This is a genomic window from Embleya sp. AB8, from assembly GCF_049739465.1.
Lineage (GTDB): Bacteria > Actinomycetota > Actinomycetes > Streptomycetales > Streptomycetaceae > Embleya.
The window spans coordinates 50,428-73,973 of record NZ_JBMHHY010000007.1; the positions used below are offsets into that span (position 1 = coordinate 50,428).

Below are 23,546 nucleotides of genomic sequence, written 5' to 3' on the forward strand. Positions count from 1 at the left end.
GCGCGGCTGACGAGACGGTGCTGTTCACCTGCGACCGAGGCCTGATCCGGCTGGGGCGCCCAGGACTCTCCAGAGTGCGTCGCGGTCAACGAGCGGATGGTTCACGGTCCGGGTCACACGGAGTGGAACTCGGCACTCCAGGTGTAGGTGTCCTTGACCGGGACGTCGAGCACGTAGCTCCTGGTCGCCCGCGACCCACCCGGAGTGGTGGACGTGAGCGAGGTCGTCACCTTGTAGAAGCCGGCCTGCGCCGACAGGCACAGGGTCCACTTGTACGAGTCGCTCCTCAGGTAGAGGTTCTTCTCGGGTGGGGTTCCGTCCGGCGTGTGGATGGTCCAGGCGTAGGTACCGGCATCCAGCCGGCGGTCGCTTTCGACGCACCGGTCCGGCGGAACGGTCGAGCCGTCGAGCGGTGTCAACACCGCGGAGTCCTCGAGGAGTCCGCTTTGCGCGGCGGACGCCGGCGTGACGAACGCACCGAATGCGAGGGCGGATATGAGGACGGGTAGCGCGAAGAGCCAGGACAGTCTGCGTAGCATTTCAGCCTCCTGATGATCGGGAATGGCGCGCTTATGACACCACGTTCGACTGAAATATCGGCAGATGATTTCGAGGAATGACCACAAATCGCCGTCCGGTCAGCCGAAAATCTTCGGCGACGACCTCGCCGGCACCCGAGCCGCCGTCGTGGGAGTGCCGAACGCCCTTGCGGTGCACGCCGGTTCGTTACCGGATACGACCGCCCGTGGCCGCCGGCGCGCCGGTCGGATCGGGCGCGATCAGGTCGGCGACCTCCTTCGGGCCGACGTCGCGCGCGACCAGTTCCACCAGCAGTCGTTCGTAGCCGATGAGCAGCGTACGAAGACGGGGCTTGGGCAGTCGGAAGGTGTCGGCGAGGATGTCGATGACGATTCGCTCCGCGGTGCCGTGAATATTGATGGACACCGTGATCCGGTCGTTGTCCGTGGCCTGGCCGGCGGGCCAGGAGAAGGTGGTGGACGACGTCGTGGCCCGGATCGTGCGCAGATCGGGCAGGTCGGGCAGGGGCTGCTTCCTGGTCCATGCCCACATGTCGTTGAACCGGCAGCTCGGGTCGAAGGTGACGCCGCGCCGGTCGCCGACGTCGCGCAGCAACGCGGCGGCTGCGCGGGGGTCGTGCAGGCCGTGTCGAGTCGCGTCCCCGATGGCGGCGCCGGCGCTCGCCGCCAGCTCGGCGAAGGTGTGCCCGGCCGGGTCGAGCGTGACCCATGTGGTCTGGCTGAGGCTGGTGATGGCGTACTGGGCGACGGGGTCCGCGCGGTTGGCCAATACCAGGGCGAAGGTGCAGCGTTCGGTGCCGACGAGTGCGTGGGTGAGGGCGGCGGTCGCGGCGAGCAGGACGGCCGAGGTGCCGGTTCGACAACGGCGGGACAACACGCGCAGGGCCGGCGGGATGGCCTGCGACTCCAGGCGGGCGCAGACGAACCGCGGGTGCCCGGGATCGGTTGCCGGCGGCTGCGGCCGACCGAACATGCTCGGCACGGCCAGGTCCAGTTGCCGGCGCAGTCGCCGCAGCGCGGTCGCGTTCCGCAACATGCCCTGCGGCGACTGCTCGTAGGCGGCCTGGTCGGCGGGGTGCCAGGACGTCCACGGCGGCGGCGTGGCCCGGCCGCTCGCCGACGCCTCGAGCAGTCCGGCGAGTTCGGCCGCGAGCAGATCGATGGCCCGCGCGTCGGCGGCGACATGGGAGACGCCGATCAGCAGGAGTGTCGGGGTGCCCCGACGCGACACCAGGCACGACCGGATGGGCGACTCGCGTGCGTGGTCGACGAGTCGGGTGTCGATGGTACGTCGGGCGTTGCGCACGGTGGTCTCGAAGTCCACCGGATCGTCGGGCGTCCAGTCGACGACGGTGAGCGGCACGCTGCCCTGGGGCAGTACCTCCTGGACGACGTTCGCGCCCACCGAGGGGAAACCGGTGATCGGGCGATACCGGCTGCGCAGCGATTCGTGCCGCTCCATCAGCACGCCGAGCCGACCGATGACGTCGTCGAGGCGCAGGCCGGCCGGGATCGGCAGCCGTCTGGACAGTACGAAGAAGGGCTTCACCTCGGGCAGATAGTGCTGCATGTCGTCCCAGGTGGTGCGCTGCCCCCAGGCGAGCGGCGCGATGCGGGCGCGCCCGCCGGCGAAGGGGACCCGGCGGACCGTCACTTCACCCATGTGACGCTCTCCCCGCTCTCCCCGCTCTCCTCGATCTCCCCACTCTCCCCACTCTCCCCGCTCTCCTCGGTCTCCTCGGTCTCCCCGGTGCCGGACGTGGGCGGTCCGGATCTCCCGTGCGGTGCGGCGGGCAGCAGCCGTCGCACCGACAGCAGGGTGTACACCAGGCCGACCGTCCAGCCGGCGACGACCGCCCACATCACGCCGTCGATCCCCAGCGGACCGTGCAGCAGATAGGCGGCGGGTACCTGGGTCAACAGGAAGGCAAGGACGGTGCATACCAGTGGCACGGTGGTGCGGCGGGCGCCGTTGAGGTAGCCGTGGACCACGACCATGACCGTGTACAGGACGAAGAACGGGTAGGTGATCAGGATGTAATGAGCCGTCAGCTCCCGGGTCCGGGCGTCGTCGGTGAACAGGTTCGCGATCGGGTCGCGGGCGAGCAGGACGACCGCGCAGACCAGTGCGGTGAGGCCGACGGTGAGCAGGACGGTCCGGCGCAGCCCCTCGCGGTTGCGCGCCTCGTTGTTCGCGCCGAGATTTTGCGCGACGAAGGCACACAGGCCACCGGACAGGTCCAGGAAGATCAGCGAGGTGAACAGTTCCAGCCGGCCGACCACGGTGAACGCGGCGAGGCAGACGGAGCCGAAGCCCGCGATGATCCGGACCAGGACCAGGATGCCCAGGGCCAGTCCGATGTGTTGGATCGCCAGGGGGGCGCCGAGCCGCATGGCGTCGGTCAGTTCGGCGCGTACGGCGGGCGGGGCCTCGCGTGGGCTCGGTGGGTAGGCACGGCGGGTGTACCCCACGCCCACCACGAAGGCGACGGTCGCGGCGGCGGCCGTGGCCAGTGCCGCGCCCGCGATGCCCACGTGGAAGACGGCGACGAACAGCCAGACCAGGCCGACGTTGAGCACGCTGCCCAGGCCCTGGATCCACATCGCGGCCCTGGACGCCCCGAAGCCGCGCAGGAAGGCGCTGATCGCCCCACCGCCGAAGATCGCGGGGAAGCCGAGTACCAGGGCGTCGAGGAACTGTCGGCTCTCGTGCGCGACTTGGCCGTGGATGCCGATGACCCCCAGGGCGTATCGGGCAAGCAGGAGGGTGCAGACCATGCTGCCGACGGTCCACACGAGGGTGAACAGGGTCAGTGCGCGGGCGACGGCGCGGACGTCGGAGCTGTTCCGGGCCCCCTTGAGGTGGGCCAACCTGATGGTGAAGGCGGTGCCGATGCCGATGAACATGGCGTTCATCAGGTAGAACAGCGGCTGGCTCGCGCCGACCGCGGCGAGTCCGTCGATGCCGATGTAGCGCCCGACGATGACGCTGTCGACCAGCAGATAGCCCTGTTGCAGCACATTGGCCACGCTCAGCGGCAGGGCGAATCCGACGATTCGGGAGAGCACGGGGCCCTGCGTCATGTCCGTCATCTGGATTCCCTCGGTGACGCGGGCCCGGGCGCGGACCCGGCCCGGGGCCGGGATCCGGCCCCGGGTACTCGCTCAGGCACGGGCGCTCGGGATTTCCGAGTCCGGTGGCTCGGCGTCCGGCCCGCCCGGCTCCGGCTCGTCGGCGTCGAGGAGCCCGTCGCCGCGCAACGACTCGACGTGGTAGGCGATTTCGGCGATGGTGCGGTCGGCCAGCAGGTCGGCGACGTCGAACGGCACGTCGAAGCAGGCCGAGATGTTGCCCGCGACCGACGTGGCCATGATGGAGTCGCCGCCGAGGTCGAGGAAGTCGGCGTCGACGTCGAGCGCGGGATAGCCGAACGCCAGCGCCAGGCACTGCGCCACCGTGTGCTCGACGGGCGTGAAGTCGCCGCCCGGCCCTCCGGTGAGTTCCACCTCGACGGCGGCCACGCTCTGCCTGATCCGGCCCGCGGCCTCGCGCAGCCTGCCTTCGGCGGCGGCGATCGCGACCCGGACCTTGGACTCGATGTCGGGTGACAGGGCGACATCGTAGGAGTCGAGCAGATGGATCAACTCGCCGCGGTAGTTGGTCTCGCCCGCGAAGATCCTGGAGCGGCGCGAGCGCAGCCCCGCGTCCAGGATCGACAGCGCGCCGTCGGTGGTCAGGCCGCGGAACATCGTGTCGGCGTTGGTGCCGTAGTCCACCGCCATGCCGATCTCCTTCCACGCGACCCAGTCGAGGGCCAGGACGTGGCAGTGCTCGTCGGCGTTGGCCCGGGCCAGGGCGTCGAGGTAGTGGTTCGCGGCCGCGTAGTCGCCCTGGCCGGGGGCGGGGAAGACGGACGCGACGGACGAGAAGTACACGATGAAGTCGGGGCGGTTGTCGCGCGTCGCCCGATCCAGGACGTACGCGCCGTGCAGCTTCGGCCGTACGACGGCCTCGAAGTCCGCCGGCTCGCGGAACATGATCGTACTGTCCCCGGGCAGCCCGGCGGCGTGCACGATGCCGTCGATGCGCCCGTATCGGTCCAGCAGTTCGGCGACCACGGCGGTGAGGGCTTCCGGGTCTCCGGCGTCGGCGCGTCGCACGTCCACCGCGACGCCCAGGGCCGACAGGTCCCGAACCGCGGCGACCCGGGCGGCCGGACCGTCGTCCGGCTGCGTGGCGGCAAGGACACCGGGGCGTTCCGCGCGCGCCGCCGTCCCGGAACGGCTGAGCAGGACGAGGGTGATGCCGGGTCGCATCCGCGCGAACGAGCGGGCGACGGCGAGGCCGAGGGCGCCGGTGCCGCCGGTGATCAGATAGACCCCGCCGGGCCTGAGGTACTCGGCGGGTCCGTCCTCCTTGATGTCCGCCAGCTCGACGAAGACCTCGCGCAGCCGCTCCCGGCCGCGCAGCGCGAACACGCCGGTGTCGGGGGAGACCAGTTGCGCGCCCAGTGCCTTCGCGGGCACCGCGTCGTCGATGTCGACGACCATGGTCTTGAGGTAGGGGTACTCACGGGTGACCACCTTGGCGAGGCCGACGAGCGAGGAGTTCTCGGTGGCGCAGTGCGCGCCCTGCTCGATCGGCAGGGCCTCGCGGGTGAGGACCACCAGCGTCGTCTTGGTCCCGTGCGTCATCAGCGACTTGGCCAGCAGGAACAGACTGTGCAGGTTTTTGCGCACCCGCCGGTCGACCTCGGCCACATCCTCGGCTGGGCCACGTTCGAAGGACAGCGCGTGCACGATGTGGGTGTAGTCGTGGTCCAGGACGAGGTCGGCGATCCGGTCGAACGAGGCGGTGTCGACGGTGAATCGGTCGTCGTCGAGAGCACCGGGCGGGCCGGGGTCGGCGAGCCGCAACACCCGCAGGTCGGGCGGGCCGGCGGCGGCGAGCGCGGATTCCGCGGCGCCGTCGGGGCCGACGAGGGCGAGCATCCTGACCGGCGCCTCCGGTGCGGTGGGCGCGGGTGCGGGCTGGAACTCCACGTCGTGGGTGAGCGGGTTGCGTTCGGGGGGCGCGACGTCGCGTCGGGCCCGCCAGGTCTGGTCGGGGAAGTCGATCCAGCGGGTCTCGTCGTCGTACACGTAGCCCGGCAGGTCCACGATCCGCGGCGTGCGTACCCGGTACGCGGTCCGGTGCGGGAGCACTCCGCCGGCCACCCACGCGGTCGCCTGCGCGGCGAGCTCGGCCGCGGCGGGCGATCGCGCCGGCTCGCCCTGCCCGTCGACGGGGCGCGGGTACACGCCGCCGGCCGCCGCGTCGCCGGCCAGGCTGTCCGCGAGGGCGATCCGCAGGTCGGCGATACCGTCGGCGATCACCGCGAGCCGGTGCCGGTGCGCGGACCGCGAGACCCGGGTGGTGTGGCACACGTCGGCGAACTCGACGCCGTCGAGGCCGCCTTGCTCGATGTGGGCGAGGTGGGCGGCCACGAGGCGGGTCAGCGACGCCGGGGTGGCCGCGCTGAGCGTGAACAGGTCCGGTCCGGTCCCGGTGTCCGGGGGTGGGGTCGGGGCGGCGTACTCCTCCAGGACCACGTGGGCGTTGGTGCCGCCGAGACCGAACGCGCTGACGCCGGCGCGCCGGGGGCCGTCCGGGGCGGCCCAGGGCCGGGCGTCGGTGGGCACGTACAGCGGCCCCGAGGCGAAGTCGATCCTCGGGTTGGCGACCTTGAAGTTGGCCAGTGGCGGAATGGTGCGGTACTTGAGGGTGAGCGCGGCCTTGATCAGCCCGACCACGCCGGAACTCTCGAAGAGGTGCCCGATGTTGGCCTTGACCGTGCCCACCGCGCAAAAGCCGCGGTCCGCGGTGTGTCGGGCGAACGCGCGGCGCAGTCCCTCGTATTCGATCGGGTCGCCCACGCTGGTGGCCGTGCCGTGTGCCTCGACGTAGCCGATGGTGCGTGGATCGACGCCCGCGTCGCGCCACGCGGCGCTCAGCAGTTCCGCCTGGGAGTCGGAATCCGGGTTGGTGATGCCCTCGGTCCGGCCGTCGTGGTTGACCGCGCTGCCCTTGAGGACGGCGTGGATGCGGTCGCCGTCCGCGATGGCGTCGGCGAGGCGTTTGAGCACGACCGACCCGGCGCCCTCGCCGAATCCGGTGCCGTCGGCGGACTCGTCGAAGGTGCGGGTGACCCCGTCCCCGGACTCGATGCCGATCCTGGTGTGCGGGTGTTTGACCGGCGCGAAGACGATCCGGGCGCCGCCGACCACGGCGAGGTCGCAGTCCCGCGCGAGCAGGGCGTTCTTGGCCTGGTGCACGGCGACCAGCGAGGCCGAGCACGCGGTGTCCACGACGACGCTGGGCCCGCGCAGGTCCAGCACGTGCGAGAGTCGGTTGGCCATCATGGTCGGGATGTTGCCGGTGAGCGCGAGCTGGGCGAGTTCGGGGTCGATCCGGCAGACGTAGTCGAGGTAGGTGGAGCCCGGGTTGGTGGCGAAGCCGACGAACACCCCGGTCCGGCTGCCGCGCACCCGTTCGCCGGAGTACCCGGCGTCCTCCAACGCGAGGTACATGATGCGCAGCGCGAGCCGCTGATGCGGGTCGGTGGTGGCGGCCTGCTTGGGGGTCATGCCGAAGACGGCGTGGTCGAACGCGTCGACCCGGTCGAGGTAGCAGCCGGCGTGGTAGTCGATGTCCGGGTCCAGGACCGGTTCGACGGTGGTCGCCCGCAGGTAGTGGATGTACTCCTCCAGCTTGCGCCCTCGATCGGCGGGGAAGGGCCGGGTCAGGCTGGTGCCGGACTCGATGATCCGCCAGTAGGCGGCGATGTCCCGCGCGCCGGGAATGTCGATGCCGATGCCGATGATGGCGATGTCCGCGGCGCTGCGCGCCGCGCCGTCGGTCGGGTCCGCGATATCGGGGTTCAATGGATTCCTTCGGTGAGGGACACCATGGTCCGGCCGTTGACCTCGTCGAAGTGGGTGACCCCCGCCGCGCGCAGGGCGCGTACCGTGCGGATCCACTCCACGGGCGCCGAGACCTGCCCGGCGAGCAGTTCGACCGCGTGCTCGGGGTCGAAGAGTTCTCCGGTGACGCTCGACATCACCGGGAGGTGTCCCGGCGTGAAGGCGCAGCCGCGCAGGATCTCCGCGAGTTCGGTCCCGATCGATTCCATCAGGGGGGTGTGGAACGGCCCGCTGACGTTGAGCCGCACCACGCGCGCGCCCGGCAGGGTGGCCATGGCCCGTGCCGCGACCTGGAGTTCGGCGCTGTCGCCGGCGATGGTGGTCTGCACGTCGGCGTTGCGGTTGGCGATGTACACCTTGGACAGTCCGGTCTCGTGCAGGGCCCGCTGGACCAGGGCGCCGGGGGCGCCGATGATCGCGACCATGCCGCCGCCGCCGGCGCGCGCCATCAGTTCGGCGCGCCGCTTGACGAGCAACAACGCCTCGTGCAGGTCGAGGTAGCCGCCGAGGACGAGCGCGTCGTACTCGCCGAGGCTGTGCCCGGCGAGGTAGGCGTACGCGTCGGGCTCCTCCCGCAACTGCCGCATGCCGAGCAGGGCGTTGACGAAGAAGATGGCCGGCTGGGCGTGCCGGGTGGTCCGCAACTGCCGTTGCTCGTCGCGCAGGCAGAGGTCCTCGATGGAGTAGCCGAGGATCTCGCCGGCCGTGTCGGTGATCTCCCGGTATTCGTCGAACAGTCCCGCGCCCATGCCTCGGCGCTGGACGCCTTGCCCGGGGAACAGCAGGCATCGCATCGGTCACCCTCCCTGTGTCCGGGCCGGCCGGCCGGATTGGAATCGCGGTCGGGGGCCGCCGGCGGGCAGGCACTCGCGGGTGAACACGCGGGCGGCCGGTCCGGGGCCGAAGTCGACGACGCGGTCGGGTCTACACGCGTCCATGACGTGTGCGACGGTGGCCGGCCAGTCGACGGGTCGCACCATCATGAGGTTCAGGAACTCGCCGTTCAGGTCGGTCGATTCCTGGAGGTTGCGTGGTGTGTCGGTGGCGTGGACGGGGATGCGCAGCCGCTCGCCGGTGGGGGTCGTGCCGACGAATTTGAGGTCGTCGGCGTCCCGGTGCAGGACGGGGGCCAGTCGGGTGTTGTGGAAGGGCAGCGTGCTGCGCAGGAAGGTCCAGCCGGCGGCTGCCTCGGTGAGGAACCGCTCGTGCGCGAGGTGGAAGTCGAGCAGGTCCTCGGTCCGGCCGCTGAGGATCCGGGTGCGTGGCGAGGCGACGAGGGCGACCTCGACGCCGCGTCCGTGCACGCGGCGGTCGCCGCTCGCGTTGTGCCCGGCGACCGCGTCGGTCAGCGCGTCGCGGTCGACGCCGGTCACCGCTGCCATGGGGGTGGGGGGTCGGGTGCTCGGGTGCCGGTGCGTGTATCTGCGCTGCGCTTCGGGATCGATGGTGTCCGCCGCGGTGAGCTGATGGCCTCTGACCAGGGCCAGGACGACGAGCCGGAGGGATCGGTCGCACAACTCCAGGAAGGCGTCGGGTCGGCGGATGCCCATGCCGGCGACGATCGCGGCCTGGAGACCGAGGCTGAGGCCGAGCGCGGCCACGGCGTGCTCTCGCCCGGAGGGTCGCGCCGGTTGCAGGTGGCACAGTTGCAGGGCGTGCGTACACACGCCCGCGGTGATGGAGTCGACCGGCGACACCGTGGGTGGGTCCGGTGCCCGCAGCCAGGTGCGCAGCGGCAGTCCGGTGGGCAGGAACTCCCGCTGCACGTCGGCTCCGACGTGTTCGAGGGTGGATTCCACCGCGTCGCATACGACGGCGAAAAAGGCGCGGTTTTCCGGCCGCGCGTACTGTTCCCGCAGCAGTGTGATCAGATCGCCGCACGAGCTGCCCAAACCGTCGAAGAGAAGTAGTGTGCGCACGGATCACCTGGGTCGTCAGGAATTCATGGCGTGTTCCGGGATATTCGCTCGTTCGAATCCGAGTGGCGGGCGGGTGCGAAATCCGCGGGCCGATTCCGGCGCGGACCGAACGGCTGCCGATCAGGGCGAGCCGGGCGACCTGCGGCGCGGCCCGTCCGGGTCGGTCGTACGGTGTGACTCGTGCGACGTTCGTCGTTCACTGGGACCAGTGTCACGGTTGTGACGACCGAGCACCATCGTCACTTATGACAGTCATGGTGTGGCCCTCCGCACAGGAGCCCTGGTCGCGCGGTCCGGCAGGCCGTCGTGCCGACGATCGCGGCCTCGACCCGGCTGCCGATCGCGAGCTTCTCGAAGATGGCGCTGACGTGGGCGCGCACGGTGCGATGGCTGATCGAAAGCCTCGTGGCGATTTCCGCGTCGCTGTAGGCAGAGGCGATGAGGAGCAGGACCTCCCGCTCCCTCGCCGATAATCGGTCCAGCAATGCCAGCGTGGGGGCGAGATCCCGCCCACGAAGCGTCCCGGCGGTGCTCACACAGCGAATTCCGCTGTCCAGTTCACCATGTACCAGGCTCATGGATCACCTTCCGCTAGCCTGCGGCAACTTCGGCGATGAAATCATTCAAGAATCAAGGTAATCGTGTTCCCCGCACGAGCGTGGCCCGGGCCGTGCAAGCACGTCAAGGCCGTCCCGATCCCTGGTCGGGCGTCGGGTGCGCGTCGCCGTGCCGGCGGCCGGCGAGTCGCGTCGGCGGGAGGCGGGATCCTCGGCGGGCGAACTGCCGTGTGGTGTCCGGCATGTGTGATGTTATCGGCAGATGTGATTACCCCGGGATCGGGACGACGGCTACTTTGGTGCCGTCCGACCGGAGCTGTACGAGAACGTCCCGCTCGACGGTGGTTGGTTCGGACTCCGCGGCGGCGTCCGTCCTCCGGTTCCACGCCACTTCCGCCCCCCGAGGAGACGCATGTTACGCCGCGCCCGTCCCCGCTCTCGCCCTCGCCCGTTTCCCCTCGGCCTGGTGATCGCCCTGGTCACCACGCTCGTCGCGTTTCTCGCGCTGGGTCCCGCCGGACCCGCCGGCGCGACCGGATCAAAGCGGTCCGGCGCCGTCCCCTCGCCCACCGCGCCGCATCGAGGGGTCGTTGCGCAGCACCCGTCCGCCGCGCCGACTCCCGGGCGGGACAAGGCCGTTCGCGCCTTCGTCGAGCAGCGCGCCAAGCTGCGCTCGGCGCTCTCCGGCGACTCCGCGCGCACCCCGAAGGAGGTCGCGACGGCCGGCGCGGGCGCGAGCCTGGCGCCGACGCACAACTTCTGGGGCGTCTTCCCGCAGGCGGGCACCCATGACGGCATCACGGCCACGCACAGCGTGGATCCGTCGTACAAGGTCACCGACTCGGAGAACTTCACCTACGCCCCGACCACCAAGGCGAAGAACTCGTGCATGGAGGTGGTCACCGCCTACTGGAGCCAGGGCGCGGAGATTTGGGCGTGGGACTGGTGCGGCACCAGCGGCCCCGCCAAGACCCTGAAGGTGGACGCCGACTTCCTGGCCAAGTACACCACCACCACCGACGGAATCACGTCCTACAGCGTGCAGTTGACCCAGGACGCGACCTCGGGCAACGCGTGGTCGTCCTACCTGTACAACTACCGCACGCAGGCGTGGGAGTTGTTGTTCCAGTCGGCGGGCACCGACCAGAGCGCGCTCGACTACGGCTGGGACATCTTCGAGATCTACGCCACGGTCGACGCCGGCACCGGCGCGGGCTACTTCTGTTCCGAGGCGCGCAACACCACCTTCGACAGCCGCGACATCAAGCTCCGCCGGGGCGGCGCGTGGCAGCTCGCGAGCCCCGCCGACTCGCCCTGGACCAGCACCGACCCGCGCGGCGACGACTACCTGTGCCCGTCGCTGACCTTCACCCAGGCCGCGCAGAACCACCACTGGACGGTGCATCCCTGATCGTCCCGCCGGCCGCGCGCCGGACGGTGGACTCGATCCCCCGTCCGGCGCTGCACCACGATCCCCGCGCGGCCGGTGCCCGGCGGCCGGCCGGACGCCGGGCAGGGGGGCGGGTCAGGCGCGGAAGTCGGCGGGGTGCCGGCGGGTCCAGTCGTCGAGTTGCTCCAGGGCGGCGGCGAGGCGGATGAGCACGGCCTCGTCCCAGGGGCCGGCGATCAGTTGGCTGCCGATCGGCAGTCCGCTTGAGGAGGTGTAGGTGGGCAGGGTCACCGCGGGCAGACCGGTGATGTTGCAGACCGCCGTGAAGGAGATCATCCGGGTCTCCGTCACCCTCGGTCCACCGGGGTTCGTGTTGTTCTCGGTCAGGCAGTGGCCGATCGGCGGCGGTTGACACGCCATGGTGGGCGTGAGCAACACGTCGAAGTCCCGGCCCCATTGGGCGCGGGCCTCCCGGCTCTCCTGCGCGAGCAGCATGGCCGCCGTGGCGTACTCCCCCGAGTGGCGTGTTCTGGCCCGTTCCATCCGGTACCGCAGGTGCGGTTCGGCGAGGGTCGGGTCGTCGTAGGGAGCCGCCCACATGGAAGCGTCGAGGATGGTCCGGGCGTACCCCGTCAGTGCTTCCGGGCTGAAGAACCGGGCGGCGGCCGGGAACACCGTGTGGCCCAGGGACTCGAGGAGCCGGCCGGTGTGTTCGGCCGCCGCCACACACTCCGGGTCCACCGGCATGCCGGTCGGCGCGTCCGTCAGCAGGCCGATCCGCAAGCGGCCGGTGTCCCGGCCGACTTCCTCGACGTACGGGCGCTCCGGGGCCGGCGCGCAGTACATGGCCAGCGGGTCGTGGACCGACATGACGTCGAGGAGGGCGGCGGCATCGCGCGTGCTGCGCGTGATGGCGCCCTCGACGGTGGCGTGGTCCCACACCGGCACATACTGCGGGACCCGGCCCCGGCTGGGCTTGAGGCCGAGCACGCCGCAGGACGAGGAGGGCATCCGGATCGAGCCGCCGCCGTCGTTGGCGTGCGCGACCGGTGCGAGGCCGGCCGCGACGGCCGCCGCCGCGCCGCCGCTCGATCCGCCGGCGGAGTGGCCGAGTTGCCAAGGGTTGCGCGTGTCGCCGTATCGGCTGTTGTCGGTGCTGGACAACAGCGCCATCTCGGCGGTGTTGGTCCGGCCGAACAGCAGGAACCCGGCGTCGACGAACCGGGACACCACGGGCTCGGTCAGCTGCCGGGGGGTGTCCGAGACGCCGTGCGCCCCGAAGGTGGCGGGCTGTCCCTCGACCTGCGTCATGTCCTTGATGGGGATGGGCACCCCGTGGAAGGGCGGCAGGTCGGCGCCGTCGACGACGGCCTGCTCGGCCGCTCGGGCCGCGGCGCGCACGGCCTCGTCGTCACGCCATACGAAGGCGTTGAGCGAGGAGTCGTACGCGTCGATCCGCTTCAGGTAGGTGTCGACGATCTCGACCGGGCTCAGTTCCTTCGTGCGCACGGCTGCGGCGAGGTCGGTGGCCGAATCGAACGGGTCCATGTTGGCTCCAAGGGGCTGGGGCGGTGACGGATCGGCCTGTTAGCCTCGTCGCTTCCAGGGGCTCCGGGTCGAGTGTGAGCATCCGCCAACACCGCCCCGCGCGCTGGTACGACAGCGCACGGTTGTGGTCCCACAGCGCGAGCCCCCGGAGGAGAAGCCGGAGGAACCGGACATGCCCATCGAGTCACGAGACGACGGCAGCCTGCTGTTCGGCTACCTCGACACCGACGCCCCCGACCGCGCCCGGGCGTTCGACACGGTGCTGGTCCACTCGGCGGACCGGCCCTTCGAGGCGGACCTGCGCCCGCTCGGCCTGGGTGCGTTGAGCACCTGCGACATCCACGGCGAGCACGAGGTGCGGGTGCGCTCCCGGCTGTCGCCGCAGGTGCAATCCGCCGGACTCATGGTGGGCCTGCTGCTGTCCGGCGACGCCACCTTGGAGCAGGACGGCCGGCGAACGTCGCCGGCTCCGGGCGAGCTCCTCCTCTACACCGCCGCGCGGCCGTTCCTGCTGGAGATCAGCGGCCCCTACCGCTGGTTCGTGTTGCGGATGGACTGCGGCACGGCGCACCCGGCGGGCGCGGCCGAGAACGCCGTCGCCAACCGGGACCTGCGCCAATCGCCGGGCGGTCGGATCCTCACCGCCACCCTGGTCGAGGTGGCCGACCTGGCCCACCGCCTGGGGCCGCTGTCCCGGCACGACCTGGGCGAGAGCGTGGCCCACATGCTCCGCACCCTGATGCGCGAGGCGGCCCGGCCGCAGACCGTCGGCAACCGGGTGCCGGTGCTCGACCGGGTGCTCGGCTACATCGACCACCATCTCGCCGAGGAGTTGCCGCCCGCCACGATCGCCGCCGCCCACCACATCTCGGTCCGCCACCTGCACGCGCTGTTCCGGCAACAGGGCGACACGGTCGGCGACCACGTCCGGCGCCGGCGCCTGGACCACATCCGCCGCGACCTCGCCGACCCGGGCCTGGCCCACCTGCCCGCGTACGCGGTGGCCGCGCGCTGGGGATTTCGCGAGGCCAGCCACTTCGGCAAGGCGTTTCGGGCCGAGTACGGGACGTCCCCGGGCGACTTCCGCGCCCGGGCCCTGCCGACGCCCTGACCTCCTCGCCCGCCTGGGGCACTACCCCTAGAGTGATCCATCGTGTCGTCGGGAAACGCCGTGGTCGCACGGAACGTACGCATCCTCAGGGACCAGCGGGGCCTGTCCCTGGCCGAGTTGGCCCGACAGGCCGGCCTGGCCAAGCAGACCCTGTCCAAGTTGGAGCAGGGGGCGGGCAATCCGACCGTGGAGACGTTGTTCTCCATCGCGACGGCGCTCGGGGTGCCGGTGACCCGGCTCGTCTCCGAACGCGAGCAGGTGATGACCGTGCAGCGCGGCGACGAGGTCGTGTGGAAGCGGCACACGGGCTACGAGTCGCGAACCCTGGACCACGTGTACGGATCCGGTGTGATCGAGAACTATCTGGTCAGGATCACCGGTAGGCCCGGCGCGCCGTCGGAGCCGCATCCGCCGGGGACCCTGGAGCACGTGTATGTGATCAGCGGGCGGGTGCGGGTCGGACCGGTCGACAGCCCGGTGGAGTTGGCCGAGGGCGACTTCGCGCGTTATCCGGGTGACTCCCCGCACACCTACGAGTCGCTCGACGGGGAGAGTCTGCTGCACCTGGTGGTGAGCGTGCCGAGGGTGCAACCCGGTACCGGGGGGATGGGGGCCCGCTGACGGCCCGTGCCGCAGACCGGCACGGATGGTTGGGCGGGCACGGTCGAGCGGAGACCGTGGCATCAGCCGAGATGAAAGGCGGTGCCACGTGGTGCTGCGTTGTGCGGTGGTGGGTTCGGGGAACATCGGCTCCGACCTGATCGCCAAGATCCAGCGGTCCCCGGAGCTGGAGGCCAAACTCCTGGTGGGGATCGATCCCGACTCGCCGGGGCTGGCCCGGGCCCGCAAGGCGGGCATCGAGGCCACGAGCGGCGGAGTGGACGTACTGCTCGAGCGTGCCGGGGAGTTCGACCTCGTCCTGGAGGCGACCTCGGCCGCCGCGCACGCGGCCAACGCGGACCGCTACCGGGCGGCCGGGCTGACCGCGCTCGACCTGACGCCCGCCGCCGTGGGCCCGTTCGTCGTACCGGCGGTCAATCTGGACCTGGTGCGGGCCGAGCCCAACCTGAACATGGTCACCTGCGGCGGCCAGGCCACCGTACCGATCGTGGCCGCGATCAGCCGGGTCGCCCCGGTGGCGTACGCGGAGATCGTGGCGACCATCTCCAGCCGGGCCGCCGGTCCCGGAACCCGCGCCAACATCGACGAGTTCACCGAAACGACGGCGTCCGCCCTGGAGCGGGTCGGCGGGGCGCGCCGCGGCAAGGCGATCATCGTCCTCAACCCGGCCGACCCGCCCGTGATCATGCGCAACACGGTGTTCTGCGCCGTGGACCCGGCCGTCGACGAGGCCGAACTGGTGCGCTCGGTGCGGGACATGGCCGCGGTGGTCGCCGGATACGTGCCCGGCTACCGGATCACCGCCGGCCCGCTGGTCGAGCCCGGCCAGGGTCCCGGCGGCACCACCAAGGTGAGCGTCTTCCTGGAGGTGCGCGGCGCCGGCGACTATCTGCCCGAGTACGCCGGGAACCTCGACATCATCACGGCCGCAGCCGTCGCCACCGCGGAGAAGCTGGCCCCGGCACTGACGGGAGCGAACCGATGAACGACACCTTCTCCTCCCCCGTCGTCGGCGACGGCGCCGGCGGTCCGCTCGACGGCCGGCGGATCCAGGTGTGCGACACGACCCTGCGCGACGGCTCGCACTCGGTGGCCCACCGGTTCACCGCGGCCCAGGTGCGGGCGGTGACCAGGGGCTTGGAGGCGGCCCGGGTCCAGGTGGTGGAGGTCACCCACGGCGACGGACTCGGCGGCTCGTCCTTCAACTACGGCTTCAGCCACACGGAAGAGATCGAGCTGATCCGGGTGGCGCGCGCCGAGTTGTCCCAGGCCCGCCTCGCGGCGCTCCTGCTGCCCGGCATCGGCACCGTGGACCAGCTCAAGGAGGCGGTCGACGCGGGGATCGACGTGGTACGCGTGGCCACCCACTGCACCGAGGCGGACATCGCGATCCAGCACCTGCAGGCCGCCAAGCGGCTGGGCCTGGAGACGGTGGGCTTCCTGATGCTCTCGCACATGATCTCCCCCGAGGGACTGGCCGCCCAGGCGCGCATCATGCGGGACGCGGGCGCGGACACGCTGTATGTGGTGGACTCGGCCGGTGCGCTGCTGCCGCACCAGGTCGCCCATCGGGTGCAGGCATTGCGCGCCGAACTCGGCGACGAGGTGCCGCTGGGCATGCACGCCCACAACAACCTCGGTTGTGGGGTGGCCAACGCGCTGGCCGCCGCCGAGGCGGGTGCGAGCATCCTGGACGGGTCGTTGCGCGGGCTGGGTGCGGGTGCCGGGAACGCCGCGACGGAGGTTTTGGTGGCGGTCCTGGACCGGGCGGGCGCGGCGACCGGCATCGATGTGTCGGCGCTGACGGACGTGGCGGAGGACGTGGTGGCCCGAACCGTCGCGGCGGGCCTGCTGCCGGCGGTGGACCGGGGCAGCCTGATGCTGGGCTTCGCCGGGGTCTACAGCTCGTTCCTGCTGCACGCACGGCGGGCCGCCGAGCGGTTCGGGGTGTCCGAGGCCGACATCATCCTGGAGCTGGGCCGGCGTCGGGTGGTCGGCGGTCAGGAGGACATGATCGTCGACGTGGCGCTGCGACTCGCCGCGGCGACGAAGTCGGCCTGAGGGCCGCATGCCACGCCCGGCCAGGGCCCGGCGGGCCTCGGCGGATGCCCGCCGGGCCCTGGCCGGGCGTCGTGCTGCTCGGCGGGGGCTTGAATATCCGCGTCCCGACTACCCGCGTCAGGCCGACTGTCGGCTCTGCGCCGCACTCATCGCCCGTGATGCCTCGTAGGCCACCCGGCGCAGGGCCGGGGCGAAGCGGGCGGCGTCGAATCGGGGGCTCGCGCCGGCGACGGAGAGCGCGGCCACCGGTCGCCCGGTGCTGCCCATGATCGGTACGGCGACGCAGGCGAGGCCGAGGCCGACCTCCTGGCGGTCGTAGGCGATGCCGTCGCGCCGGATGCGGCGCAGTTCGTCCCGGAGGCGGGCGCCGTCGGTGACGGTGTACTCGGTGCGGGTGGGCAGGCCCTGCGCGATGGCCGCCTCGGCGGCGTCGTGGTCGAAGGCGAGCAGGGCCTTGCCCACGCCCGTGCAGTAGGCGGGCAGGCGCGCACCGATCCGGGAGGGGGAACGGGCCGCGCGGTGGCCGTGGATCTTGTTGACGTAGACGATCTCGGTGTCGTGCAGTACGGCCAGGTGCACCGTCTCGTGCGTCATTTCGTACAGGTCCGCCAGGTACGGCAGCAGGCGCTCGCGGAGCATCAGCGAGGTCGGCCCGTAGACCCGGGTGCCGATGTCGAAGAGTTGCGCGCCCAACCGATAGTCGCTGCCGACCCGTTCGACGATGTCGTTGCGTTGCAGGATGCCGAGCAGCCGGAAGGCCGTGGACTTGGTCAGTCCGGTGCGCCGGGCCAGCTCGCTGACGCCGATCTCGTGGTCGTGCTCGGCGAGCGATTTCAGCAGGACGAGCGCCTTGTCGACCGCCGTCTGCTGCCCGGGCTCGGTGGGCGAAAGGGCCGGGGCGAAGTCGTGGGACGTGGCCATGGTGGGCTCCCGGGGTCGATCAAGGGGCGCTTTCAGTAGACGCACGTCCACTTTAGATGACGCCTTCGCCTCTGTAAACGACCCCTCCCGGTAAACGACCCTCCCGGTAACCGGCCCGCCCCCATGACTGGCCTACCGCCGTGAACACCCCACACGCACGACGGTCCGGACCCGGCGGCGCCGGATCCGGACCGTCGCCGGTCGAGCGGGTCGGTCAGCCGGGGCGCACCACGACCTTGCCGGTCAGCTCGCCGTCGAGCATCGCCCGAAAACCCTCGTGGATCCGGGCCAGCGGCAACACCCGGTCGATCCGCGGGCGGATCCCGGAACTGTCCAGGAAACGCAGCAGCCGGACGAACTCGTCGCGGGTGCCTCCGGTGGAGCCGAGCACCCGCTGCTGGAGGTAGAAGACCCGGTTCAGGTCCGCGGCCGGGTCGGGCCCGCTGGTGGCCCCGGCCACCACGATCGTGCCCCCGGGACGCAGCGACTTCAGCGAGTGTGCCCAGGTGGCCTCGCCGACCGTCTCCACCACCGCGTCCACCCGCTCCGGCAGCCGCGCCCCCGGCGGCACCACCACGTGCGCGCCCAGCTCCAGGGCCGCCGCGCGTTTGGCCGCGGACCGGCTGGTCGCATACACGGTGGCGCCGGCGCCGCGCGCCAGCGCGATCGCCGCCGTGGCCACCCCGCCGCCGGCGCCCTGCACCAACACCCGGTCGCCGGGCCGGATCCGGGCCTGCGTGAACAACATCCGGTACGCGGTCAGCCAGGCGACCGGCAGACAGGCCACCTCCTCGAAGGACAACGAGGCGGGCTTGGGCACCAGATTGCGGCGCGGGACACACACCAGTTCGGCGAACGCCCCGTCGTGCCGCTCGGACAACAACGCCCGCCCCGGATCGAGGGTCTCGTCGCCGCCGCCCGCCGCCGGGTCGCCGATCACCGGGTGGATGACCACCTCGTTCCCGTCCTCGTCGATCCCGGCCGCATCACACCCGAGCACCATCGGCAGCCGGTCCGCCGGGTGTCCCACGCCGCGCAGGGTCCACAGGTCGTGGTGGTTGAGCGCCGCCGCGACCACGCGCACCACCGCCCAGTCCGCCGGGGCGACCGGCCCCGGCACTTCACGCAGTTCCAACCCGCTCAGCGGATCGTCCGGGTCCTGGCGCACGGCCACGGCTGCAAGCATGCGGTCACTCCTCACTCGTACGGTCACTGGTGCCGCGCCCGGCACCAGGGCGACGATCCCCGCGCCGCCGGACCCGCTCCAACCGTCGTGCCGCATCCCGGCACGCGGGCTGGGCGATCGCCGCGCCCACGGGCTCTCCTTGGCCCATGCGGGAAGCCAAGCGGGAAGACGACGACACGAATGCACTGGACGAACTCGCCGGACTGCTCCGGCGGGCCGAGGCCGACGGCACGCCGATCGCGCCGCTCACCGAACTGCGCCCGGGCCTGGACCTCGCTTCGGCCTACGCCGTCCAGGACGCCAACACCCGGCTGCGCCTGGCCGCCGGGGAGCGCCTCGCGGGCCGCAAGGTCGGGCTCACGTCGCTGCCGATGCAGCGGCAACTGGGGGTGGACGAACCCGACTTCGGGGTGCTCTTCGAGTCGATGCTGATCCCGGACGGCGGGACCGTCGCGACGCGGGGCCTGATCGCGCCGCGCGCCGAGGCCGAGATCGCGTTCGTCCTCGGCCGGCGCCTCGCGGGCCCGGACGTGAGCGTGGCGGACGCGGCCGGGGCGGTTGCCCGCGTGCTGCTCGCCGTCGAGGTGATCGACAGCCGCATCGCCGACTGGCGGATCCAACTGGCCGACACGGTCGCCGACAACGCCTCCTCCGCCCGGGTCGTGGTCGGTCCCGCCGTCGAGGCCACGACCGAGCTGCTGGCGAGCCTTGCCGACGAGGCCGTCGAGTTGTCCGTCGACGGAGTGTCGGCCGCCGAGGGCCGGGGCGCCGAGGTGCTGGGCGACCCGCTGGCGGCGGTCGCCTGGCTGGCCCGCACCCTGCACCCGTTCGGGGCCGGGATCGAGGCGGGCGAACTGGTGTTGGCCGGGGCGGTGCACGCCAGTCTGCCGCTCACCCCGGGCACCACCTTGTCCGTCCGGTCCGGGCGGCTGCCCGCACTGACCGCCACGGTTCGATGAATCGCCACCGTTCGATGATGGGGAGTCACCCATGCAACTGAGCGCACTGGGCTACTTCGGCCTGCGCACGGCGCGGATCGCCGAATGGCGTACCTTCGCCGAGCATGTCCTCGGCCTGGCCGCGACCACCGACGACGCCGGCGGCCTGCGCCTGCGCGCCGACGACCGCGCCTGGCGGATCGCGCTGCACGAGGCCGACACCGAGGAGTTCGCCTACGTCGGCTGGGAGCTGCCCGGACCCACCGAACTGGCGTCCGCCGCCGCCGAGTTGGCCGCCGCCGGGGTGGCCGTGACGCACGCCGACGAGCAGCTGCTGCGCGAGCGCGACGTGTTGGGTCTGATCCACGTCGAGGACCCCAACGGGGTGCGTGTGGAGATCTTCCACGGCGCCCGCACCGCGATCACCGCGTTCGTGTCCCCCACCGGCGCCCGCTTCGTCACCGGCGACCAGGGCCTGGGCCATGTCGTCTTCAACGCCGACGACTTCGACGCGACCTACCGCTTCTACACCGAACTCCTCGGCTTTCGGCCCAGCGACTTCTGTGACCTCGGCCGCAAGCGGGTGGCCTTCCTGCACACCAACTCGCGCCACCACAGCCTCGCGTTCGCCGGACTGGTCCTGGACCCGCAGCGCAAACCGGGCCAGGACATCGATCCCGGCGAGCTGTTCCACTTCATGCTGGAGGTCGACGACTACGACACCGTCGGGTACGCGTACGACCGGTGCCTGGCCGGCGGCGCGCCGATCGCGCTGACCCTGGGCCGGCACGCCAACGACCGGATGTTGTCCTTCTACGCCCGTACCCCGTCCGGCTTCGAGGTCGAATACGGCCACGGCGCGATCACCGTCGCCGACCCCTGGACCGCGACCCGCGCCGCCGGCACCAGCCTGTGGGGCCACCGTCGTCCGGTCCGGCCGGAAGGGAGCACGTCATGACGCTGCGCGAACCACCGGTCGACGTCAGCGGCTGCTTCGACCTCGACCGCGGCCTGATCGACCGGACGATCTTCGCCGACCCCGCCCTCTACCGGCAGGAACTGCGCCGAGTCTTCGCGCCCAGCTGGCTCTTCCTGGCCCACGAGAGCCAGTTCGCCAAGCCCGGCGACTTCTTCACCACGTACCTGGGCGAGGACCCGGTCGTCGTCGCGATGGGCCGCGACCGCAAACTGCGGGCCTTCCTCAACGCCTGCCGGCACCGGGGCATGCGGGTCTGCCGCGCCGACGCGGGCGCCGCCAAGGCGTTCACGTGCAGCTACCACGGCTGGTCGTACGACACCTCCGGCAAGCTGATCAACGTACCCAACGACGAGGACTACCCGGCCCACTTCGACCGGGAGCAGTGGGGCCTGACCGAGGTCGCGCAGTTGGACACCTACCAGGGTCTGGTCTTCGCCACCTGGAACCCCGACGCCCCACCGCTGGTCGAGGCGCTGGGCGGCATGACGTGGTACCTGGACGCGATGCTCGACCGCGACCCGGCGGGCACCGAGGTGGTCGGCGGCGTGCACAAGTGGGTGCTCGAGGGCAACTGGAAGCTGGCGGCCGAGCAGTTCGCCTCCGACTGGTACCACGTCAACATCTCGCACGCCTCGGCCCTGATGGTCATGTCACCGACCGGCAAGGGGCCCACGGCCGAGATCGTGCAGACCCCGGGACGCCAGTACACCGACCCGCTCGGCCACGGCCACGGCTTCCCCACCCACCCCAAGAGCCGCTTCGACGACCGGTTGGTGCACGCCCACTACGACTACGCCGCGCTGCGCGAACGCCTGGGCGACGCACGGGTGGAGGGTCCGATGACCACGGGCCACGCGACGGTCTTCCCCAACTTCTCCTACCTGCCGGTCAACGGCAGCATCCGGGTCTGGCACCCCAAGGGGCCGAACCGGATGGAGGTCTGGGCCTGGACGCTCGTCGACCGCTCCATGCCCGACGAGGTCAAGAACGCCCAACGCCTGTACAACCTGCGCACCTTCGGTCCCACCGGCATCTTCGAGCAGGACGACGGCGAGAACTGGAGCGAGGTCCAGGCCACCGCGCACGGATTCGTGGCGGGCTCGATGACCCTCAACTATCAGATGGGCCTGGGCCTGGAGTCCGAGGACGGCATCCACCCGGGCACCACCGGGCGCCTGTACAGCGACGGTGCCGCCCGCGGCTTCTACACCCGCTGGCGCGACCTGATGAACACCCCCGCATGGCACGAGAAGGACTCCCGATGAGCGGCATCACCCACACAGGAATCCGGGTCGCCGCCGTCGGCGACATCGAGGACGGCGAGGCACTGCGGGTGCCCGCCGAGCAGACCGGCCACGGCGACGCCATCGCCGTCTTCCACGACGACGGCGCCTACCACGCCCTCGATGACACCTGCACCCACGGCCGGGCCTCGCTGGCGGACGGCTGGATCGAGGCCGGCGAGGTCGAATGCCCGCTGCACAGCGCCCGCTTCTGCCTCCGGACCGGTGCGGTGCAGTGCATGCCCGCCACCGTGGCCATGCGCACCCACCGCGTCGAGGTGCACGACGACGAGATCTGGCTGTACCCGGGCACCGGGGCCGCCGAATGAGCGCGCCGCGCCGGATCGTCGTGATCGGAGCGGGCCTCGCCGCCGTCTCCACGTGCGACGCGCTGCGCGCCGGGGGGTACGACGGCGACCTGATGGTGTTCTCCGCCGAGGAGGAACTGCCGTACGACCGGCCGCCGCTGAGCAAGGACGTCCTGCTCGGCAAGGCCGGGCACGACGACATCCTGCTGCGCCCGGAACGGTGGTACCGGGACCAGGCCGTCGAGTTGCGGCCCGGCACGGTGGTGACCTCGCTCCGCCCGGAGACCGGCACCGTCGAAGTGGTCGGGGGCGCCCCGGTCACCGCCGACCGGATCGTGCTCGCCACCGGCGGCACCCCCCGGCCGCTGCCCGTGCCGGGCGGCGCCGATCCCGCCGTACACGTGCTGCGTACCTGGGCGGACACCGAACGGCTGCGGCAACGGCTGCGGCCCGGGGCCCGGGTGGCCGTCGTCGGCGCCGGCCTGATCGGCGCGGAGACCGCGGCGGCGGCTGCCGTGCTCGGCTGCCGGGTCACCCTGATCGACCCGGTGGCGGTGCCCCTGGCGGCGGTCGTCGGGGTCGAGATCGCCCGGGTTCTGCACGCACGGCACACCGAGCGGGGCATCGAGGTGGTCACGGGCGGGGTGGAGCGGATCGGGCCCGCTGGTGTCCACGTCACCGGGCGTACGGAGCCGGTCCGAGCCGAGGTCGTGGTCGTCGGCATCGGCATCCGCCCGGCCACGGCACTCGCCGAGGCCGCCGGTCTGCGGGTGGACAACGGCATCGTCGTCGACCCGAGCCGGCGCACGTCGCACCCGCACGTGTTCGCCGTGGGGGACGTCGCCCGGCACGACGGTCACCGCGTACGGCACGAGCACTGGCAGGCCGCCCGGCACGACGGCGAAGCCGCGGCGGCCGGGCTGCTCGGCCGGCCCGCACCGCAGGTCGGCGCGCCCTGGTTCTGGTCCGACCGGCACGGCTCCCGGCTCGAGGCCGTGGGCACGATGGGCGACGCCGACCGTACGGTGTTGCGCGGTTCCCCGGCCGACGCCGCCTTCACCACCTTCGGTCTGCGCGGGGACCGGCTCGTCGCGGCGGCGTCGATCGACCGACCCCGCGACATCAAGGCCGCCCAGCGGCTGATCGACCGGGACGTCCCGGTCGATCCCGGGCAACTCTCCGACGCATCCACGGACTTGCGCAAGCTGGTGCCGCGCTGACC

Annotated in this window: 20 protein-coding genes; 10 read left to right on the forward strand and 10 right to left on the reverse strand. The window is 71.7% G+C overall.

The window, feature by feature from the left end; all coding sequences use genetic code 11:
* Positions 1 to 113: 113 nt before the first annotated feature.
* From ABIA38_RS11750 to ABIA38_RS11780, 7 genes are all read right to left on the reverse strand, one after another.
* The gene (locus ABIA38_RS11750; protein WP_424638480.1) at positions 114 to 539 is read right to left on the reverse strand and encodes a hypothetical protein; all 426 of its coding nucleotides are present in this window, start codon (positions 537 to 539) and stop codon (positions 114 to 116) included.
* A 187-nt stretch (positions 540 to 726) separates the two neighbouring features.
* Complete coding sequence (locus ABIA38_RS11755) at positions 727 to 2,202, reverse strand: hypothetical protein (protein WP_424638481.1); 1,476 nt, start codon at positions 2,200 to 2,202, stop codon at positions 727 to 729.
* Positions 2,190 to 3,632 carry an MATE family efflux transporter gene (locus ABIA38_RS11760; RefSeq protein ID WP_424638482.1) on the reverse strand — a complete coding sequence of 481 codons (1,443 nt, stop codon included), beginning with the start codon at positions 3,630 to 3,632 and terminating at the stop codon, positions 2,190 to 2,192. The genes ABIA38_RS11755 and ABIA38_RS11760 overlap by 13 nt, the downstream gene beginning before the upstream one ends.
* A 72-nt stretch (positions 3,633 to 3,704) precedes the next feature.
* Entirely contained in the window at positions 3,705 to 7,463 is a 3,759-nt protein-coding gene (locus ABIA38_RS11765) for an SDR family NAD(P)-dependent oxidoreductase (protein ID WP_424638483.1), read from the reverse strand.
* The gene (locus ABIA38_RS11770; RefSeq protein WP_424638484.1) at positions 7,460 to 8,296 is read right to left on the reverse strand and encodes an ACP S-malonyltransferase; all 837 of its coding nucleotides are present in this window, start codon (positions 8,294 to 8,296) and stop codon (positions 7,460 to 7,462) included. Before ABIA38_RS11770 ends, ABIA38_RS11765 begins: the two co-directional genes overlap by 4 nt.
* Before the next feature lie 3 nt (positions 8,297 to 8,299).
* On the reverse strand, positions 8,300 to 9,421 hold the full coding sequence (locus ABIA38_RS11775; RefSeq protein WP_424638485.1) for a hypothetical protein: 1,122 nt from the start codon (positions 9,419 to 9,421) through the stop codon (positions 8,300 to 8,302).
* Between the two features lie 239 nt (positions 9,422 to 9,660).
* Entirely contained in the window at positions 9,661 to 9,999 is a 339-nt protein-coding gene (locus ABIA38_RS11780) for a helix-turn-helix domain-containing protein (RefSeq protein WP_424638486.1), read from the reverse strand.
* A gap of 445 nt (positions 10,000 to 10,444) precedes the next feature.
* Between ABIA38_RS11780 and ABIA38_RS11785 the strand changes: the two genes are divergently transcribed.
* Entirely contained in the window at positions 10,445 to 11,389 is a 945-nt protein-coding gene (locus ABIA38_RS11785; protein WP_424638487.1) for a carbohydrate-binding protein, read from the forward strand.
* A 114-nt stretch (positions 11,390 to 11,503) separates the two neighbouring features.
* On the opposite strand, the gene ABIA38_RS11790 is transcribed toward ABIA38_RS11785, so the two are convergent.
* Entirely contained in the window at positions 11,504 to 12,916 is a 1,413-nt protein-coding gene (locus ABIA38_RS11790; protein ID WP_424638488.1) for an amidase, read from the reverse strand.
* A 172-nt stretch (positions 12,917 to 13,088) separates the two neighbouring features.
* On the opposite strand from ABIA38_RS11790, the gene ABIA38_RS11795 reads away from it, so the two are divergent.
* The 4 genes from ABIA38_RS11795 (at position 13,089) to dmpG (ending at position 16,709) form a co-directional block, all read left to right on the forward strand.
* Positions 13,089 to 14,027 carry a helix-turn-helix domain-containing protein gene (locus ABIA38_RS11795; protein WP_424638489.1) on the forward strand — a complete coding sequence of 313 codons (939 nt, stop codon included), beginning with the start codon at positions 13,089 to 13,091 and terminating at the stop codon, positions 14,025 to 14,027.
* 60 nt (positions 14,028 to 14,087) lie between these two features.
* On the forward strand, positions 14,088 to 14,648 hold the full coding sequence (locus tag ABIA38_RS11800; protein ID WP_424638490.1) for a helix-turn-helix domain-containing protein: 561 nt from the start codon (positions 14,088 to 14,090) through the stop codon (positions 14,646 to 14,648).
* 88 nt (positions 14,649 to 14,736) lie between these two features.
* Positions 14,737 to 15,633, forward strand: coding sequence for an acetaldehyde dehydrogenase (acetylating) (locus ABIA38_RS11805; protein WP_424638491.1), 897 nt, complete (start codon positions 14,737 to 14,739; stop codon positions 15,631 to 15,633).
* The gene (gene dmpG / locus ABIA38_RS11810) at positions 15,630 to 16,709 is read left to right on the forward strand and encodes a 4-hydroxy-2-oxovalerate aldolase (protein WP_424638492.1); all 1,080 of its coding nucleotides are present in this window, start codon (positions 15,630 to 15,632) and stop codon (positions 16,707 to 16,709) included. The genes ABIA38_RS11805 and dmpG overlap by 4 nt, the downstream gene beginning before the upstream one ends.
* A gap of 117 nt (positions 16,710 to 16,826) precedes the next feature.
* Here dmpG and ABIA38_RS11815 read toward each other — a convergent pair whose 3' ends face one another.
* Together ABIA38_RS11815 and ABIA38_RS11820 are read right to left on the reverse strand one after the other, a co-directional pair.
* Positions 16,827 to 17,630, reverse strand: a complete 804-nt coding sequence (locus ABIA38_RS11815; protein ID WP_424638493.1) for an IclR family transcriptional regulator — start codon at positions 17,628 to 17,630, stop codon at positions 16,827 to 16,829.
* Positions 17,631 to 17,844: 214 nt separating this feature from the next.
* Positions 17,845 to 18,816 (reverse strand): zinc-binding dehydrogenase, encoded by a 972-nt coding sequence (locus tag ABIA38_RS11820; RefSeq protein ID WP_424638494.1) that lies wholly within the window; start codon positions 18,814 to 18,816, stop codon positions 17,845 to 17,847.
* A 146-nt stretch (positions 18,817 to 18,962) separates the two neighbouring features.
* Here ABIA38_RS11820 and ABIA38_RS11825 point away from each other — a divergent pair, with 146 nt between their 5' ends.
* The 5 genes from ABIA38_RS11825 to ABIA38_RS11845 are packed head-to-tail and all read left to right on the forward strand — an operon-like array spanning position 18,963 to position 23,544.
* Positions 18,963 to 19,775 carry a 2-keto-4-pentenoate hydratase gene (locus ABIA38_RS11825; RefSeq protein WP_424638495.1) on the forward strand — a complete coding sequence of 271 codons (813 nt, stop codon included), beginning with the start codon at positions 18,963 to 18,965 and terminating at the stop codon, positions 19,773 to 19,775.
* 31 nt (positions 19,776 to 19,806) lie between these two features.
* Positions 19,807 to 20,712, forward strand: coding sequence for a VOC family protein (locus ABIA38_RS11830; RefSeq protein WP_424638496.1), 906 nt, complete (start codon positions 19,807 to 19,809; stop codon positions 20,710 to 20,712).
* Entirely contained in the window at positions 20,709 to 21,998 is a 1,290-nt protein-coding gene (locus ABIA38_RS11835) for an aromatic ring-hydroxylating dioxygenase subunit alpha (RefSeq protein WP_424638497.1), read from the forward strand. Before ABIA38_RS11830 ends, ABIA38_RS11835 begins: the two co-directional genes overlap by 4 nt.
* Positions 21,995 to 22,345 carry a bifunctional 3-phenylpropionate/cinnamic acid dioxygenase ferredoxin subunit gene (locus ABIA38_RS11840; protein WP_424638498.1) on the forward strand — a complete coding sequence of 117 codons (351 nt, stop codon included), beginning with the start codon at positions 21,995 to 21,997 and terminating at the stop codon, positions 22,343 to 22,345. The genes ABIA38_RS11835 and ABIA38_RS11840 overlap by 4 nt, the downstream gene beginning before the upstream one ends.
* Positions 22,342 to 23,544, forward strand: coding sequence for an NAD(P)/FAD-dependent oxidoreductase (locus ABIA38_RS11845; RefSeq protein ID WP_424638499.1), 1,203 nt, complete (start codon positions 22,342 to 22,344; stop codon positions 23,542 to 23,544). Before ABIA38_RS11840 ends, ABIA38_RS11845 begins: the two co-directional genes overlap by 4 nt.
* Positions 23,545 to 23,546: the final 2 nt, after the last annotated feature.

What these genes read in the sequence shown, in the direction of transcription:
- dmpG (WP_424638492.1), top strand. Translation starts at nt 15,630, where the DNA reads ATGAACGACACCTTCTCCTCCCCCGTCGTCGGCGACGGCGCCGGCGGT.
- ABIA38_RS11825 (WP_424638495.1), top strand. Translation starts at nt 18,963, where the DNA reads ATGCGGGAAGCCAAGCGGGAAGACGACGACACGAATGCACTGGACGAA.
- ABIA38_RS11830 (WP_424638496.1), top strand. Translation starts at nt 19,807, where the DNA reads ATGCAACTGAGCGCACTGGGCTACTTCGGCCTGCGCACGGCGCGGATC.
- ABIA38_RS11795 (WP_424638489.1), top strand. Translation starts at nt 13,089, where the DNA reads ATGCCCATCGAGTCACGAGACGACGGCAGCCTGCTGTTCGGCTACCTC.
- ABIA38_RS11760 (WP_424638482.1), bottom strand. Translation starts at nt 3,632, where the DNA reads ATGACGGACATGACGCAGGGCCCCGTGCTCTCCCGAATCGTCGGATTC.
- ABIA38_RS11780 (WP_424638486.1), bottom strand. Translation starts at nt 9,999, where the DNA reads ATGAGCCTGGTACATGGTGAACTGGACAGCGGAATTCGCTGTGTGAGC.
- ABIA38_RS11790 (WP_424638488.1), bottom strand. Translation starts at nt 12,916, where the DNA reads ATGGACCCGTTCGATTCGGCCACCGACCTCGCCGCAGCCGTGCGCACG.
- ABIA38_RS11755 (WP_424638481.1), bottom strand. Translation starts at nt 2,202, where the DNA reads ATGGGTGAAGTGACGGTCCGCCGGGTCCCCTTCGCCGGCGGGCGCGCC.
- ABIA38_RS11770 (WP_424638484.1), bottom strand. Translation starts at nt 8,296, where the DNA reads ATGCGATGCCTGCTGTTCCCCGGGCAAGGCGTCCAGCGCCGAGGCATG.
- ABIA38_RS11750 (WP_424638480.1), bottom strand. Translation starts at nt 539, where the DNA reads ATGCTACGCAGACTGTCCTGGCTCTTCGCGCTACCCGTCCTCATATCC.
- ABIA38_RS11835 (WP_424638497.1), top strand. Translation starts at nt 20,709, where the DNA reads ATGACGCTGCGCGAACCACCGGTCGACGTCAGCGGCTGCTTCGACCTC.
- ABIA38_RS11820 (WP_424638494.1), bottom strand. Translation starts at nt 18,816, where the DNA reads ATGCTTGCAGCCGTGGCCGTGCGCCAGGACCCGGACGATCCGCTGAGC.
- ABIA38_RS11840 (WP_424638498.1), top strand. Translation starts at nt 21,995, where the DNA reads ATGAGCGGCATCACCCACACAGGAATCCGGGTCGCCGCCGTCGGCGAC.
- ABIA38_RS11815 (WP_424638493.1), bottom strand. Translation starts at nt 17,630, where the DNA reads ATGGCCACGTCCCACGACTTCGCCCCGGCCCTTTCGCCCACCGAGCCC.
- ABIA38_RS11845 (WP_424638499.1), top strand. Translation starts at nt 22,342, where the DNA reads ATGAGCGCGCCGCGCCGGATCGTCGTGATCGGAGCGGGCCTCGCCGCC.